Below are 13,436 nucleotides of genomic sequence, written 5' to 3'. Positions count from 1 at the left end.
TGTGAGAGGCTCGCCAGCGTTATGACACCCGGCCATGACAGCAGGATGACACCATGATCCCCGGTTCCTTTGCCCTGATCGACGATCCCCAGCTGGCGCTCAAGGTGCGTTGTCACTGGATCCGCCATGCCCGCGAGCGGATCCAGGCGCAGTACTACAGCTGGGAGGAGGACAGCAGCGGCAAGCTGCTGCTGAGCGAGCTGCTTCATGCCGCCCGGCGCGGCGTCAAGGTGCAGCTGCTGGTGGATGATCTTTATGCCGGTGACAACCGCTTTCTGGAGATGGTGGCTCACTATCCGGGGATCGAGGTGCGGCTGTTCAACCCTTTCTGGCTGCGGGGCTGGCGCCCGCTGGCACTGCTGCTGGAGGGGTTGTTCAGCTTTCGCCGTATCAACCACCGGATGCACAACAAGCTGTTGCTGGTGGATGGCAAGCTGGCACTGATTGGCGGGCGTAACATCGGCGATCGCTACTTCGGTCTGGATCCGCAAGCTCCCTTCGTGGATCTCGATCTCGCCTGTCAGGGGAGGCTATGCCAGCAGATGACGCAGGGGTTCGAGCAGTTCTGGCGCAGCCGCTGGAGTCACCCCATCCGCCATCTGCTGCGCCGCGAGCTGCTGCCCGCCGAAATAGAGGTGGTCAACGACTTCCTGTTCACCATGACGGATCCGACGGTGGCGACGGTCTACGATCTGCCCGCGGAACTGTTCGACGAAAGCGATGTGCCGCTGCAATGGCATGAGGGTCTTGCCGAGGTGTGGTTCGATCGTCCCGGCAAGGGGCTGATCTCCCGCCCCACCACCGCTCGCCAGTTGTGGCGCCAGCTGGCTGACAATCCCGGCTCGCTGGGGTTGGTGACCCCTTACCTCATCCTGACCCGCGGGTTTCGGCATCGTCTGGCGCGGCTGCGCCAGCAGGGTGTTGCCATCCATATTCTCACCAACTCGCTGGCCAGTACCGATGTGCCGCTGGTCTATGGCGCCTACCAACGCTATCTCGGCTGGTTGCTGCGTCGCGGGATCCGGGTCGCCGAGTTTGATCATGGCCACGGCAGCCTGCACGCCAAGCTGATCCTGCTGGGGGAGGCGCGGGCGCTGTTTGGCAGCCTCAACCTTGACCCCCGCTCGCTGTTTCTCAATACCGAGCTGATGCTGCATCTGCACTGCCCGCCGATCTGCGAGGCGCTGCGAATGTGGCTGGCTCGCTGGCAGGTGCAGGCCGGTGGATTGCCGCGCAAACCCGAGGGGTGGTCAAGGCGGCTGATAGCCCGCCTGAGCGACTGGTTGCCACTGCGCCGTTGGCTGTGAGGCGGCCATTTTTTGTGCGAGATCTCGCAAAGCCTTGTAAGTCATTGCTGATGACCTTTGCGGGTTAATAACTATGATTGAATCTATCTAGCTGTTTTATAACAATTTAGTGGTGATGATAAGGCTGTTTTTTGTACTTCAATGTGAATGGAATGGGCATAAAAACGTTTTTTATTTTGTTTTTATGCGTAATATTTCAGTTGCAAGGACAAACACGGTGGCTTGTCTGCCGTGTGGACGAAGGTTGTAACGGGTAGCTGGCCGGTTGCATCGCTGCAATTGGCGCGCACTTCAGATGGGTCGCGAACTATCGGAAAGTGAAACAGAAGCTCGGCGTGGCCGGACTCCAATATGGAACATGCTATTTGCGAGGGGGTGACATGGACATGTCACCCCACTTTTTTGGTTCTTTGGCGAGTCTCGAGCCAATGAACATTGGCCGCCAGGGGGGCTGGTAAATAGCCTGACACGATATGGGCCACTCTCGACCGCATTAAATCTCGGCAGACCAGGCGAATGTAAAAAGGCCCCCTTGCATTAGCGAGGGGGCCTTTTTATCGGCCAGCGATCAGGGAGCTATCAGCCCTTGATGCGCTCGATGTGGCCACCCAGACCTTGCAGCTTCTGCTCGATGTTCTCGTAGCCACGGTCGATGTGGTAGATGCGATCGACGATGGTGGAACCTTCAGCCACGAAGCCGGCCAGCACCAGACTGGCAGAGGCGCGCAGATCGGTCGCCATCACCTGGGCACCCTTGAGCTGGGCGGTATCGCGGCAGATGGCCACGTTACCCTGCAACTCGATGTCGGCGCCCATCCGCACCAGCTCGGGAACGTGCATGAAGCGGTTCTCGAAGATGGTCTCGGTGATCATGCCGGTACCTTGGGCCACCGCGTTCAGTACGGTGAACTGGGCTTGCATGTCGGTCGGGAAGGCCGGGTAGGGGGCAGTCTTGATGGTGACCGGCTTGAGGGTGCGGCCAGTCATGTCGAGGGTAATCCAGTCTTCACCCTTCTCAATCAGGGCGCCAGCCTCTTCCAGCTTGACCAGTACCGCTTCCAGCAGGGTAGGGTCGGTGTTACGGCAGGTGATCTTGCCGCCGGTAACCGCTGCGCCCACCAGGAAGGTACCGGTTTCGATACGGTCAGGCTGGACGCTGTAGCTGCCGCCGTGCAGACGCTCGACGCCGTCGATGATCAGGGTGTCGGTGCCTGCACCCTGGATCTTGGCGCCCAGCGCGTTGAGGAAGTGGGCCAGATCGACCACTTCCGGCTCGCGCGCGGCGTTTTCGATCACGGTACGGCCTTCGGCCAGGGTGGCGGCCATCATCAGGTTTTCGGTACCGGTGACGGAGACCATGTCCATCAGGATATGGGCACCCTTCAGGCGACCGTCAACGCGGGCCTTGATGTAGCCATCCTCGATGGTGATCTTGGCGCCCATCAGCTCCAGACCGTGGACGTGCAGGTTGACCGGACGGGCGCCGATGGCGCAGCCGCCCGGTAGGGAGACGTCAGCAGCACCGAAACGGGCAGCCAGCGGGCCCAGCGCCAGGATGGAAGCGCGCATGGTCTTCACCAGCTCGTAGGGGGCGACGTGGTTGTTCACCGCACCGGTCAGTACGGTGACGTTGCCGTTGACCTTGGTGGTCGCTCCCAGCATCTCCAGCAGCTTGATAGTGGTGCCCACATCTTTCAGGCGCGGCACGTTGGAGAGGTGCACCTCTTCATCACACAGCAGGGTCGCGAACAGGATCGGCAGGGCTGCGTTTTTGGCGCCAGAGATGGTCACTTCGCCGTTGAGAGTACAACGACCATCGATTTTGAATTTGTCCATTTTTACTTCGTTACCAAATCAGGAGGGCAATAGGAATTTACGTTCGCGTTTCCACTCGGCGTCGGTGAACGCCTTGATGGAGAGGGCATGGATGGCGTTGCTGGCGATCTTGTCCATCAGCGGGGCATAGATGGCCTGCTGCTTCTTGACCCGGCTCATGCCGTCAAACATGTCACCGACGGCGATCACTTGGTAGTGACTACCGTCCCCTTTGACATGGACTTCGGACAATGGTAGAGCCTCAAGGAGTATCGCTTCAATTTCAGAGACTTGCATTATGCGTCCTCAGTTGTGAGCGGGGTTGACTGAAACAGCCCGGCCACCCCGTAGAGGTTGGCCAGGGTATAGAAATCACTGGAGGCGCCCACCAGTAGCGGTGTGGCGCCTCGCGCTAATACGGCTTTGGCCCATTTGACCAGCAGGGCCAGTCCGGCAGAGTCGAGGGTGGCGACGCCGCTGAGCTCGAGCTGGTCGTCCTGCCACCATTCGGCGCGGCGTTGCCACAGGTCATTGACCTGTGGCGCCTGCAGATCACCGCTCAGGATCATTTCTTGAGTACCAGCGGCTTGGCATTGTGTTCGTTGAGCTGCTTGATCACGGCATCGATGCCATTCTGGCGGATGAGGCCGCCCAGCTCGCTCTGCTTGGCGGAGAGCAGGCTGATCCCCTCTGCCACCATGTCGAAGGCTTTCCACTCACCGGTCTTGTTGTTCTTGCGCAGCTTGAACTCGAGGAAGATGTCCGGCTTGCCGGCCTCTTTCACGCTGACATTGACTGCGGTGATGTTGCTGGTGCCCGGTGCCTTGCCCGGCTCGACCTTGACGGTCTGCTTGTCGAAGTGGGCCAGCGCGTCGGCGTAGGAGCTCACCATGTACTCGGTAAAGGCGGCGACGAAGGCGTCACGTTGGGCCGGAGTGGTCTCCTTGATCTGGTTGCCCAGCACCTTGTATGCAGCGAAGCGGTTGTCGACATAGGGCAGCAGCTCTTCGCGGATGATCACCCGCAGGTGATCCGGATTGCTCTTCACCTGGGCCTGATCGGCCTTCAGGCGGGCAAAGGTCTGCTTGGCAGCCTGATCAACCAGCGCGTTAGGGTCGGTGGCATCGACTGCGGCCTGGGCAGACAGGGAAAAGAGCATGCTGGTCATCAGACCCAGCAGCAGGGCGATTTTCTTGAACATGGTTACTCCTTCTTGCTGTCTGATTTGCTGTCGGAGGATTGGCTGTAGAGGAACTTGCCAATCAGATCTTCCAGCACGATGGCGGATTTGGTGTCTTCAATCAGGTCGCCATCCTTGAGCATCTCGGTGCCCATCTCCTCATCGCTGAAACCGGGGGCCAGACCGATGTACTGCTCGCCGAGCAGACCGGAGGTGAGGATGGAGAGGGTGCTGGTATCGGCGAACTCGCCAGCGCTCTTTTGCATCATCAGGGTCACTTCAGGCACCTGGGTTTTCGGGTCCAGTACGATATCGCTGACCCGACCGACCACCACGCCGCCGACCTTGACCGGCGAACGGACTTTCAGGCCGCCGATATTATCGAAATGCGCGCGCAGGGTATAGGTTTCTCCTTCCGGTTTGAAGCTCAAACCGGCCACTTGCAGGGCCAGTGCCAGAATGGCACCGATGCCAGCCAGCATGAAGGTGCCGACCAGGAATTCTACTTTACTGAACTTCATCTTTACCTTATCCAAACATGACTGCAGTGAGTATAAAATCCAGGCCGAGTACGGCGAGGGATGAGTGGACCACGGTACGGGTCGTGGCCTGACTGATCCCGGCCGAGGTCGGCTTGGCATCATAGCCGTTAAAGAGCGCAATCCAGGTAACCACCAGGGCGAAGATCAGGCTCTTGATGGCGCCCTGCATGATGTCTTCACCCCAATCGACGGAGGCCTGCATGGCAGACCAGAAGCCCCCTTCGTCCACGCCGAGCCAGTCCACGCCGACCAGTTTGCCGCCGAAGATACCGATCAGGCTGAACATAAAAGCCAGCAGTGGCATGCTGATGACGCCAGCCCAGAAGCGGGGGGCTACCACTCGGCGCAGCGGATCGACCGCCATCATCTCGAGGCTCGAAAGCTGCTCGGTGGCCTTCATCAGACCGATCTCGGCGGTCAGGGCCGAACCGGCACGGCCGGCAAACAGCAGCGCCGTGACCACAGGCCCCAGTTCCCGCAGCAGGGAGAGGGAAACTAGCGGCCCCAGGCTCTGCTCGGCGCCGAAATCCTTCAATACGTTGTAACCCTGCAGCGAGAGCACCATGCCGATGAACAGGCCGGAGACCAGAATGATGGCCACCGACTGCACGCCCACCACATAGAGCTGCTGGACAAGCAGCGGGAAGTGCTTGCGCGGTTCGGGTTTGCCCGCCAGCGCATGGAACAACATTATGGTGGCGCGACCGACGGAGCTGATAAACCGCACTCCGACCCGCCCCAGCTTGCTTATTTGACTTATCAACATCAGAGATCCTGTAGCAGATCGCCTGCCGGAAAATGAAACGGAACAGGACCATCGGGCAATCCTTTGAGGAACTGCTCGACTTCGGGATTGTGTTCCTCGCGCAGCTGATCCGGCGTGCCGTGCGCCACTACTTTGCGATTGGCAATGATGTAGGCGTAATCGGCGATGCTCAGCACCTCTTTCACGTCGTGGGTGACGATGACGGAGGTGATACCAAGGGCATCGTTTAGCTCCTTGATCAGCTTGACCAGCACCGCCATGGTGATGGGGTCCTGCCCGACGAACGGCTCGTCATACATGATGAGGTCAGGATCGAGCGCAATTGCCCGTGCCAGCGCTGCCCGGCGCGCCATGCCGCCGGAGAGCTCGGAGGGCATCAGTTTCGCCGCGCCGCGCAAGCCCACCGCCTGCAGCTTCATCATGACGATGGTGTGGATCAGCTCCTCCGGCAGGCCGGAGTGTTCCCTCAGCGGGAAGGCCACATTGTCGTAGACCGTCATGCCGGTAAACAGGGCTCCGCTCTGGAACAGCATGCTCATCCGCTTGCGCACTTCATAGAGGCGCGAACGGGAGAGGGTGGGGATATCTTCCCCGTCAAACAGAATGTGACCGGACTCCGGCTTGAGCTGGCCACCGATCAGCCGCAGCAGGGTGGTTTTACCGATGCCGCTCGGGCCCATGACGGCGGTCACCTTGCCACGAGGAATGGTCAGGTTGATCCCGTCATACAACAGCCGATCTCCGTGACTGAAGGTCAGATCGGAGATGGTGATCAGGTCATTGTTCAAACAATTGTCCATCCGGTGTAAATGAGGTGCGAATTTTATGGGCTAGTCTAGGTCTAAGCAACAGCAAGGAACAACTATTGAACAGCCCCTGGACCCGTTTGCGCGACAGTTTTCTGTAACAAAGTGCGTCGCTGGGTGCAGGACTTGCCATCCGATTCGCTTATCCGGGCAGACTTTTTTATAATCCCGCAGCTAATTTCGGCCCGGAGCTGTGTCTTTATGTCTGTAAAGCCTGAGAAAGTGTCTGAACTGTTCGATTTTCGTCGCAGTGCCCGCGCGGTGCTGGACACAGAAAAGCAAGCCATTGATGGACTCTATCAGTATCTGAACGACGCCTTCGACAAGGCGTGCGAGATGGTGCTGTGCTGTGGTGGCAAGATAGTGGTCACCGGCATGGGCAAGTCGGGTCATATCGGCAGCAAGATTGCCGCCACCTTGGCCAGCACCGGTACCCCGGCCTTCTTCCTCCATCCGGGGGAGGCGAGTCACGGCGATCTGGGAATGATCTCCAGCGGCGACCTTATTATCGCCATCTCCAACTCCGGCGAGAGCGACGAAATCCTGGCCCTGCTGCCGGTGCTCAAGCGCCGCGGCATTCCGCTCATCTGCATGACCGGTAATCCCGCCTCCACCATGGCCAAAGAGGCTAACGTGCACCTGTGCATCAAGGTGGAGAAAGAGGCCTGCCCGCTGGGTCTGGCACCCACTTCCAGCACCACGGCGACGCTGGTGATGGGCGATGCCCTGGCGGTGGCTCTGCTGGAAGCGCGCGGTTTTACCGCCGATGACTTCGCGCTTTCGCACCCAGGCGGTTCCCTTGGCAAGCGTCTGTTGCTGCGGGTCGGCGACCTGATGCACAGCGGTGAGCTGTTGCCCCGGGTGGGGATAGATGCCACCATCAGCCAGGCACTGCTGGAAGTGAGCCGCAAGGGGCTCGGTATGACGGCGGTGGTCGATGGCAATGGCCTGCTGGCCGGGCTCTTTACCGACGGCGACCTGCGCCGCATTCTCGACCAGCAGATCGATATCCATCACACCCCCATCAGCCGCGTGATGACGGCCAACTGTGTTACCGTAGGCCCAGAGATGATGGCGGCAGAAGCCGTCAAGCTGATGGAAACGAGAAAAATCAACGGATTACTGGTCGTGGATGGTGATAAGCGCCCGCTCGGCGCCTTCAACATGCACGACCTGCTGAAAGCCGGAGTAATTTGATGCAAAACGTACCGACCCTCTATGGTCCGGTGACGCGCAGCCAGTTCGACAAGGCGGCGCAAATCCGCCTGCTGGTGTGCGATGTGGACGGGGTGCTCTCCAACGGCCTCATCTACATGGGAAACAACGGCGAAGAGCTGAAAACCTTCTGCACCCGCGATGGTGCGGGCATGCGAGCATTGCTCAATGCCGGGATCGAGATCGCCATTATCACTGGGCGCAACTCCCGTATCGTCAGCGATCGGATGAAAAGCCTGGGGGTGGCTCATGTGGTGCAGGGGGCTGATAAAAAGCTGCCTCACTTCGAAGCGCTGCTGGCCAAGCTGGGGCTGACCCCGGAACAGGCTGCCTATATGGGCGATGACACCATCGATCTGCCGGTGATGCAGGTCTGTGGGCTCGGCATTGCCGTGGCCGATGCCCATCCGCTGGTGCTGAGTCGTGCCGATATGGTGACCCGGCTTGGCGGTGGCATGGGGGCGGTGCGCGAGGTGTGTGACCTCATTTTGCAGGCGCAGGGCCACGACGATTATCAGCCCGAGGCCTCGGTATGAGCAGACAGACCCTGTTGTTTGCCCTGCTGTTTCTGGTTGCGCTGGTTGCCTGGCAGCTGGGCAAGGTTGAGTTGGTGCCGGAGAGCGCTGTCAAAATCGAAAACTATCAGCCGGATTTTGTCGCCAAAGATCTGGTGACCACCCGTTTTGATATCAATGGCAAGCGCACCGAGCGGCTGGAGTCGACCTACGCCGAGTATTATCAAATCCTCGAGCAGGCCACCTTCGACAAGCCGGTGGTCTACATGTATGACGATCAGGGTGCCGCCGAGTGGAAGGTGACCGCCGAAACCGGCGTGCTCAACACCGGCGACAACGTCATCCTGCGGGACAAGGTGCATCTGGATGGTCTGCTGCCCACCTCCTTTATCTCCACACTGGATACCCCCTATCTGGAGCTGGATCTGGTGACACAGGATGTGCGCAGCAACCGGGAAGTGAACATTCTGGGTCGGGATTTCCAGACCCGAGGGGTTGGCCTCAAGGGCCATCTGGACCGCAAATATTTTGAGTTACTGGATCAAGGCCATGCCATCTATTTCAATGAAAAACGCTAATCTGGCCCTCGCAGCCCTGTTGTTGTGTGGTGCGGTGACCGCCAAAGAGTCCGACTTTGCCGAGAAGGTCTATGTCGATGCCGTCAAACAGGTGGCCGAGATGCAGGACAACCGCATCACCTTCGAAGAGGATGTGACCATCAATCAGGGCACCATCCGGATCAAAGCTGACAAGGTAGTAGTGACCCGTTCCGGTGAGAAAGGGGCCGAGGTGATGACTGCCTACGGCAAACCCGCCACCTTCTTCCAGATCCTGGATAACGGCAAGCCGGTCAATGCCCACGGCAACACTATCCGCTACGAGCTGAAGAACCGTCTGGTGACCATCACCGGCAACGGTCAGCTCAAGCAGGAAGATAGCCAGGTCAATGGCGATCTGATCCGCTACGACATCGTCAAACAGAAGATGATCGCCGAGAGCAAGAGCCCGAGCCAGCGGGTCAAAACCGTGTTCCTGCCGGATCAGGTAGAGAATTTCGACAAGCCCGCCGACCAGAAGAAGCAGGGAAAATAAGCCATGGCAGTGTTGAAAGCAGTGGGTCTGCAGAAGAGCTACAAGCGCCGCATGGTGGTGAGTGACGTCAGCCTTGAAGTGGGCACTGGCCAGATTGTCGGCCTGCTCGGCCCCAACGGGGCGGGCAAGACCACCTCCTTCTACATGATCGTGGGGCTGGTGCAGCGCGATGCAGGTCTCATCACCATCGACGATCAGGACATCAGCCTGCAGCCCATGCATGTGCGGGCGCGTAACGGCATCGGTTACCTGCCACAGGAGGCCTCCATCTTCCGTCGCCTGTCGGTGTTCGACAACCTGATGGGCGTGATGCAGACCCGCAAGGGGTTGAGCCGTGAGGAGCGTGAAGACAAGGTTCAGCAACTGCTGGAAGAGTTCAACATCACCCACATTCGCGACAACCTGGGTCAGAGCCTCTCCGGCGGTGAGCGCCGTCGGGTCGAAATTGCCCGTGCGCTGGCGGCCGAGCCGCGTTTTATTCTGCTGGATGAACCCTTTGCAGGGGTTGACCCGATTTCTGTGATAGACATCAAGAAGATCATTCAGCATCTGAAAGATAGAGGCCTTGGCGTCTTGATTACCGACCACAACGTCAGAGAGACTCTGGACGTATGTGAGAAGGCCTATATCGTCAGCCACGGCAAGATGATTGCCGAAGGTGCACCGGCTGACATCCTTGCCGATGAGCAGGTCAAGCGCGTCTATTTGGGCGATCAATTCAGTCTATAGTAAGGGGGCATGCCTTCATTTCCTTTGACGAGTGCCTCGCTGAACATAAGGATATCCCGACGTAGATGAAGCCGACATTACAGTTGCGTCTCGGTCAGTCCCTGACCATGACGCCGCAATTACAACAAGCGATTCGTCTGCTCCAGCTCTCCACTCTGGAACTTCAGCAGGAAATTCAGCAAGCGCTCGAAAACAACCCTCTGCTGGAGCAGGAAGAGAGCGAGGCGCAAGAGACCAGTCCGGAAGCGCCGGTCGATGCCAGCCAGCTGGATTCCAGCGATGCCATGGCCCAAGAGCAGATGCCGGATGAGTTGCCGGTGGATACCACCTGGGACGAGGTTTACTCTGCCGGCACCGCCCAGAGCGCGGGCCCCATCCACGATGGGGAAGATAGCGTCTATCAGGGTGAAACCACCGAAAACCTGCAGGATTATCTGCTGTGGCAGATGCGACTCACACCGTTCAGCGATGTGGATGCCGCCATCGCGCTCGCCATCATCGATGCCATCGACGAATCCGGTTATCTGACCGTTGCGCTGGAGGATATCCAGGCTGCCGTCACCAGCGATGACGTAGAGGTGGAACTCGATGAGGTCGAGGCGGTACTCAAGCGGGTTCAGCACTTCGATCCGGTCGGTATTGCTGCCCGTTCTGTGCAGGAGTGTTTGCTGATCCAGCTGGATCAGTATGACCCGCAGACCCCCTGGCTCAACGAGGCCAAGGAGGTGATCCTCGAGCACATGGAGCTGCTCGGCAACCGGGATTACCGCACCCTCGCCCGCAAGACAAAACTCAAAGAGAGCGACCTCAAGGAGGTGCTGGATCTGATCCAGCTGCTGGAGCCGCGTCCCGGTAACGGCATCATCCAGAGCGACTCCCAGTACGTGATCCCCGACGTCTCCGTGGTCAAGAAGGGCAGCAAGTGGGTGGTCGAGCTCAATCCCGACTCCGCCCCCCGCATCCGGGTCAACGAGACCTATGCCGCCATGGCTCGCAACGCTCGCAGCAGCACCGACACCCAGTTTATTCGCTCCCATTTGCAGGAAGCCAAGTGGTTCATCAAGAGTCTGGAAAGTCGCAATGACACCCTGCTGAAAGTGGCCAGTTGCATTGTCGAGCAGCAACAGGGCTTTTTCGAGTATGGTGAAGAGGCGATGAAGCCGATGGTGCTCAATGACATCGCCGAAGCGGTAGAGATGCATGAGTCGACCATCTCCCGGGTGACGACCCAGAAGTACATGCATACCCCCCGTGGTATCTTCGAATTGAAGTTTTTTTTCTCCAGCCATGTGAACACCGAAGGAGGAGGAGAGTGCTCATCGACCGCAATTCGCGCGCTCATCAAGAAGCTGGTCACGGCAGAGAATCCTGCCAAGCCGTTAAGTGATAGCAAGATCGCGGATTTGCTGGCCGAACAGGGTATTATGGTGGCGAGACGCACGATCGCTAAGTATCGCGAATCCTTGTTTATCCCACCTTCCAATCAGCGCAAACGCCTGGTTTAGGCAAAACAAAAGGATGATGTTATGCAAATTAACCTGACCGGACACCATGTCGAGATCACCGAAGCTCTGCGTGATTATGTGAATAACAAATTTGCCAAACTCGAGCGTCACTTCGACCACATCAACAATGTTCATGTGGTGCTTAGCGTGGAAAAACTGAACCAGATTGCCGAAGCCAAGCTGCATGTCAGCGGTGGCGAGGTGTTTGCCAATTCCGAGCATGCCGACATGTATGCGGCAATAGACACCCTGCTCGACAAGCTCGACAGGCAGATCATCAAGCACAAAGATAAGTTAAATAAAAAATAACCATGCAACTTGAACACATACTGAGTCGGGACTGCACCAAGAGTGCAGTCCCTTGTACCAGCAAGAAACGCGCCCTCGAAATCATCAGCGAGCTGGCCGCCGAACGCCTTGGCACCTCCCGTCAGGCGCTGTTTGAATGCTTGCTGGCCCGCGAAAAGATGGGGAGTACCGGGATCGGTGCCGGTATTGCGATCCCCCACGGTCGCATTGACGATGAGTTCCCGCCAACCGCGATCCTGATGACCTTTGCCGATCCTATTCCTTTCGACTCCATCGACAATCAACCGGTTGACCTGCTGTTTGCCTTGCTGGTGCCGGAAAGCGAGTGCAAGCAGCATCTCAAGACCCTTTCTCTGATGGCTTCCAAGCTGGGCGACAAGGCGGTTTGCCGCCAGTTGCGTCAGGCAACCAGCGACGAAGAGCTCTATCAGATCATGACCTCGGCCTGACAGCAGGCCAAGGATGAGACACCCGTTTTGGCGTGAGGGAACAAGATGCAGTTAATCGTGGTAAGTGGACGTTCGGGCTCCGGTAAAACGGTAGCCCTGCGAGTGCTGGAAGATCTGGGTTACTACTGTGTGGACAACCTGCCGGTCAATCTGCTGCCCCAGCTGATTGTCTCTGTGGAGAGCCAATATGACAAACTGGCGGTCAGCATCGATGTGCGCAACCTGCCGAGCGATCCGGAGAAACTGGAAAATCTGCTGGCTCAGGTGCGCAATGAGGGGCGGGTAGAGTTCTCCAGCTTTTTCTTCGACGCCGACAACGGCACCCTGCTCAAGCGTTATGGCGAGAGCCGCCGTTTGCACCCCCTCTCGCGCAACAAGCTATCGCTGGATGAGGCGATTCGGGAGGAGACCCACCTGCTGGCGCCACTCTCCTCGACTGCTGACCTGCGTATCGACACCACCACCCTCAGCATTCACGACCTGAGCGAGCTCATCAAGACCCGGGTTCTCGGCAAGAAAGAGAACGAGCTGGTGCTGGTCTTCGAGTCATTCGGGTTCAAGTACGGCATTCCCAAGGATGCCGACTTCGTGTTCGATGCCCGTTTCCTGCCCAATCCACACTGGATTCCCGAACTCAAGCCGTTTACCGGCAAGGATGAGCCGGTTGCCAACTACCTCTCGGCGCAGGCTGACGTGATGCTGTTTACCCAGCAGATCGAAAACATGCTGGTGACCTGGTTGCCCCATCTGGAGCGCAATAATCGCAGCTACCTGACGGTCGGTATCGGTTGTACCGGTGGGCAGCACCGCTCGGTCTTTATCGCCGAGCGGTTGGCGAGTGCTTTCCGCTTGCTTGGCAAGAACGTGCAGATCCGCCACCGCACTCTCGACAAGAGTGCCCCCCAATCCTGACGGACCAATAGGACGATCCGATGACTGTTTCCGCCTCGGTTGAAGTGAAAAACAAGCTGGGTATTCATGCCAGACCGGCCATGATGCTGTTCGAACTGGTGCAGGGTTTCGATGCCCATGTGTTGCTGCGCAATGAAGATGGTGTGGAGGCTGATGCCGACAGCATTATTGGCTTGTTGATGCTCGATTCGGCTCAAGGCAGGCAGGTAGAGGTTCAGGTAGAGGGCCCCGAAGAGGAGGAGGCCCTTGCTGCCGTGGTGGAGCTGTTCACCTCCGGCTTCAACGAGGAGTAGT

The 13,436-nt window shown here is 58.4% G+C and carries 18 protein-coding genes; 11 read left to right on the top strand and 7 right to left on the bottom strand.

The window, feature by feature from the left end; translation table 11 throughout:
- Positions 1–53 precede the first annotated feature (53 nt).
- Positions 54–1,307, top strand: a complete 1,254-nt coding sequence (locus G5367_RS14975) for a phospholipase D family protein (RefSeq protein WP_421244531.1) — start codon at positions 54–56, stop codon at positions 1,305–1,307.
- 579 nt (positions 1,308–1,886) lie between these two features.
- Here G5367_RS14975 and murA read toward each other — a convergent pair.
- Genes murA through mlaF form a run of 7 tightly spaced genes read right to left on the bottom strand, consistent with a single transcriptional unit; the run spans position 1,887 to position 6,410 of the window.
- Positions 1,887–3,143, bottom strand: a complete 1,257-nt coding sequence (gene murA, locus G5367_RS14970) for a UDP-N-acetylglucosamine 1-carboxyvinyltransferase (RefSeq protein WP_005341797.1) — start codon at positions 3,141–3,143, stop codon at positions 1,887–1,889.
- Positions 3,144–3,161: 18 nt separating this feature from the next.
- Positions 3,162–3,419 (bottom strand): BolA family iron metabolism protein IbaG, encoded by a 258-nt coding sequence (gene ibaG / locus G5367_RS14965; protein WP_005306001.1) that lies wholly within the window; start codon positions 3,417–3,419, stop codon positions 3,162–3,164.
- Positions 3,419–3,691 (bottom strand): STAS domain-containing protein, encoded by a 273-nt coding sequence (locus G5367_RS14960; protein ID WP_216979959.1) that lies wholly within the window; start codon positions 3,689–3,691, stop codon positions 3,419–3,421. The genes ibaG and G5367_RS14960 overlap by 1 nt, the downstream gene beginning before the upstream one ends.
- A complete protein-coding gene (gene mlaC, locus G5367_RS14955) occupies positions 3,688–4,323 on the bottom strand; it encodes a phospholipid-binding protein MlaC (protein ID WP_216979960.1) in 636 nt (211 codons plus the stop codon). Before mlaC ends, G5367_RS14960 begins: the two co-directional genes overlap by 4 nt.
- A 2-nt stretch (positions 4,324–4,325) precedes the next feature.
- Complete coding sequence (gene mlaD, locus G5367_RS14950) at positions 4,326–4,823, bottom strand: outer membrane lipid asymmetry maintenance protein MlaD (RefSeq protein ID WP_005341789.1); 498 nt, start codon at positions 4,821–4,823, stop codon at positions 4,326–4,328.
- Positions 4,824–4,830: 7 nt separating this feature from the next.
- Positions 4,831–5,610, bottom strand: coding sequence for a lipid asymmetry maintenance ABC transporter permease subunit MlaE (gene mlaE / locus G5367_RS14945; protein WP_005341787.1), 780 nt, complete (start codon positions 5,608–5,610; stop codon positions 4,831–4,833).
- Positions 5,610–6,410, bottom strand: a complete 801-nt coding sequence (gene mlaF / locus G5367_RS14940) for a phospholipid ABC transporter ATP-binding protein MlaF (protein WP_005336343.1) — start codon at positions 6,408–6,410, stop codon at positions 5,610–5,612. The genes mlaE and mlaF overlap by 1 nt, the downstream gene beginning before the upstream one ends.
- 207 nt (positions 6,411–6,617) lie before the next feature.
- Here mlaF and G5367_RS14935 point away from each other — a divergent pair, with 207 nt between their 5' ends.
- The 10 genes from G5367_RS14935 to npr all read left to right on the top strand — a co-directional run bounded on the left by G5367_RS14935 (position 6,618) and on the right by npr (position 13,435).
- Entirely contained in the window at positions 6,618–7,613 is a 996-nt protein-coding gene (locus tag G5367_RS14935; protein WP_005341785.1) for a KpsF/GutQ family sugar-phosphate isomerase, read from the top strand.
- Positions 7,613–8,167, top strand: a complete 555-nt coding sequence (kdsC, locus tag G5367_RS14930) for a 3-deoxy-manno-octulosonate-8-phosphatase KdsC (RefSeq protein ID WP_236324299.1) — start codon at positions 7,613–7,615, stop codon at positions 8,165–8,167. Before G5367_RS14935 ends, kdsC begins: the two co-directional genes overlap by 1 nt.
- Entirely contained in the window at positions 8,164–8,724 is a 561-nt protein-coding gene (gene lptC, locus G5367_RS14925) for an LPS export ABC transporter periplasmic protein LptC (protein ID WP_337073410.1), read from the top strand. The genes kdsC and lptC overlap by 4 nt, the downstream gene beginning before the upstream one ends.
- Complete coding sequence (gene lptA, locus G5367_RS14920; RefSeq protein ID WP_040068817.1) at positions 8,711–9,238, top strand: lipopolysaccharide transport periplasmic protein LptA; 528 nt, start codon at positions 8,711–8,713, stop codon at positions 9,236–9,238. The genes lptC and lptA overlap by 14 nt, the downstream gene beginning before the upstream one ends.
- Positions 9,239–9,241: 3 nt before the next feature.
- Positions 9,242–9,967: an LPS export ABC transporter ATP-binding protein gene (lptB, locus tag G5367_RS14915; protein ID WP_005336333.1), complete on the top strand. Its 726-nt coding sequence runs from the start codon at positions 9,242–9,244 to the stop codon at positions 9,965–9,967.
- 65 nt (positions 9,968–10,032) lie between these two features.
- Positions 10,033–11,472: an RNA polymerase factor sigma-54 gene (locus tag G5367_RS14910; protein ID WP_005336331.1), complete on the top strand. Its 1,440-nt coding sequence runs from the start codon at positions 10,033–10,035 to the stop codon at positions 11,470–11,472.
- A 21-nt stretch (positions 11,473–11,493) separates the two neighbouring features.
- Positions 11,494–11,781, top strand: a complete 288-nt coding sequence (gene hpf / locus G5367_RS14905; protein WP_005336323.1) for a ribosome hibernation promoting factor — start codon at positions 11,494–11,496, stop codon at positions 11,779–11,781.
- Between the two features lie 2 nt (positions 11,782–11,783).
- Entirely contained in the window at positions 11,784–12,230 is a 447-nt protein-coding gene (gene ptsN, locus G5367_RS14900; protein WP_005336322.1) for a PTS IIA-like nitrogen regulatory protein PtsN, read from the top strand.
- Positions 12,231–12,275: 45 nt separating this feature from the next.
- Entirely contained in the window at positions 12,276–13,142 is an 867-nt protein-coding gene (gene rapZ / locus G5367_RS14895; RefSeq protein WP_040068818.1) for an RNase adapter RapZ, read from the top strand.
- Positions 13,143–13,162: 20 nt separating this feature from the next.
- Positions 13,163–13,435, top strand: coding sequence for a PTS phosphocarrier protein NPr (gene npr / locus G5367_RS14890; protein ID WP_042024530.1), 273 nt, complete (start codon positions 13,163–13,165; stop codon positions 13,433–13,435).
- The last annotated feature ends 1 nt before the right edge of the window (position 13,436 follow it).

This window comes from Aeromonas sp. 604282, assembly GCF_049170575.1.
In the GTDB taxonomy this organism is placed as follows: domain Bacteria; phylum Pseudomonadota; class Gammaproteobacteria; order Enterobacterales; family Aeromonadaceae; genus Aeromonas; species Aeromonas veronii_A.
This window is presented reverse-complemented; position numbering and strand designations above follow the sequence as displayed.

Excerpts from the sequence above, each read along its gene's own strand:
- lptC (WP_337073410.1), top strand. The coding sequence starts at position 8,164 with ATGAGCAGACAGACCCTGTTGTTTGCCCTGCTGTTTCTGGTTGCGCTG.
- lptB (WP_005336333.1), top strand. The coding sequence starts at position 9,242 with ATGGCAGTGTTGAAAGCAGTGGGTCTGCAGAAGAGCTACAAGCGCCGC.
- G5367_RS14910 (WP_005336331.1), top strand. The coding sequence starts at position 10,033 with ATGAAGCCGACATTACAGTTGCGTCTCGGTCAGTCCCTGACCATGACG.
- G5367_RS14960 (WP_216979959.1), bottom strand. The coding sequence starts at position 3,691 with ATGATCCTGAGCGGTGATCTGCAGGCGCCACAGGTCAATGACCTGTGG.
- mlaE (WP_005341787.1), bottom strand. The coding sequence starts at position 5,610 with ATGTTGATAAGTCAAATAAGCAAGCTGGGGCGGGTCGGAGTGCGGTTT.
- npr (WP_042024530.1), top strand. The coding sequence starts at position 13,163 with ATGACTGTTTCCGCCTCGGTTGAAGTGAAAAACAAGCTGGGTATTCAT.
- mlaF (WP_005336343.1), bottom strand. The coding sequence starts at position 6,410 with ATGGACAATTGTTTGAACAATGACCTGATCACCATCTCCGATCTGACC.
- ptsN (WP_005336322.1), top strand. The coding sequence starts at position 11,784 with ATGCAACTTGAACACATACTGAGTCGGGACTGCACCAAGAGTGCAGTC.
- G5367_RS14975 (WP_421244531.1), top strand. The coding sequence starts at position 54 with ATGATCCCCGGTTCCTTTGCCCTGATCGACGATCCCCAGCTGGCGCTC.
- hpf (WP_005336323.1), top strand. The coding sequence starts at position 11,494 with ATGCAAATTAACCTGACCGGACACCATGTCGAGATCACCGAAGCTCTG.
- rapZ (WP_040068818.1), top strand. The coding sequence starts at position 12,276 with ATGCAGTTAATCGTGGTAAGTGGACGTTCGGGCTCCGGTAAAACGGTA.
- kdsC (WP_236324299.1), top strand. The coding sequence starts at position 7,613 with ATGCAAAACGTACCGACCCTCTATGGTCCGGTGACGCGCAGCCAGTTC.
- lptA (WP_040068817.1), top strand. The coding sequence starts at position 8,711 with ATGAAAAACGCTAATCTGGCCCTCGCAGCCCTGTTGTTGTGTGGTGCG.
- murA (WP_005341797.1), bottom strand. The coding sequence starts at position 3,143 with ATGGACAAATTCAAAATCGATGGTCGTTGTACTCTCAACGGCGAAGTG.
- ibaG (WP_005306001.1), bottom strand. The coding sequence starts at position 3,419 with ATGCAAGTCTCTGAAATTGAAGCGATACTCCTTGAGGCTCTACCATTG.
- mlaD (WP_005341789.1), bottom strand. The coding sequence starts at position 4,823 with ATGAAGTTCAGTAAAGTAGAATTCCTGGTCGGCACCTTCATGCTGGCT.
- mlaC (WP_216979960.1), bottom strand. The coding sequence starts at position 4,323 with ATGTTCAAGAAAATCGCCCTGCTGCTGGGTCTGATGACCAGCATGCTC.
- G5367_RS14935 (WP_005341785.1), top strand. The coding sequence starts at position 6,618 with ATGTCTGTAAAGCCTGAGAAAGTGTCTGAACTGTTCGATTTTCGTCGC.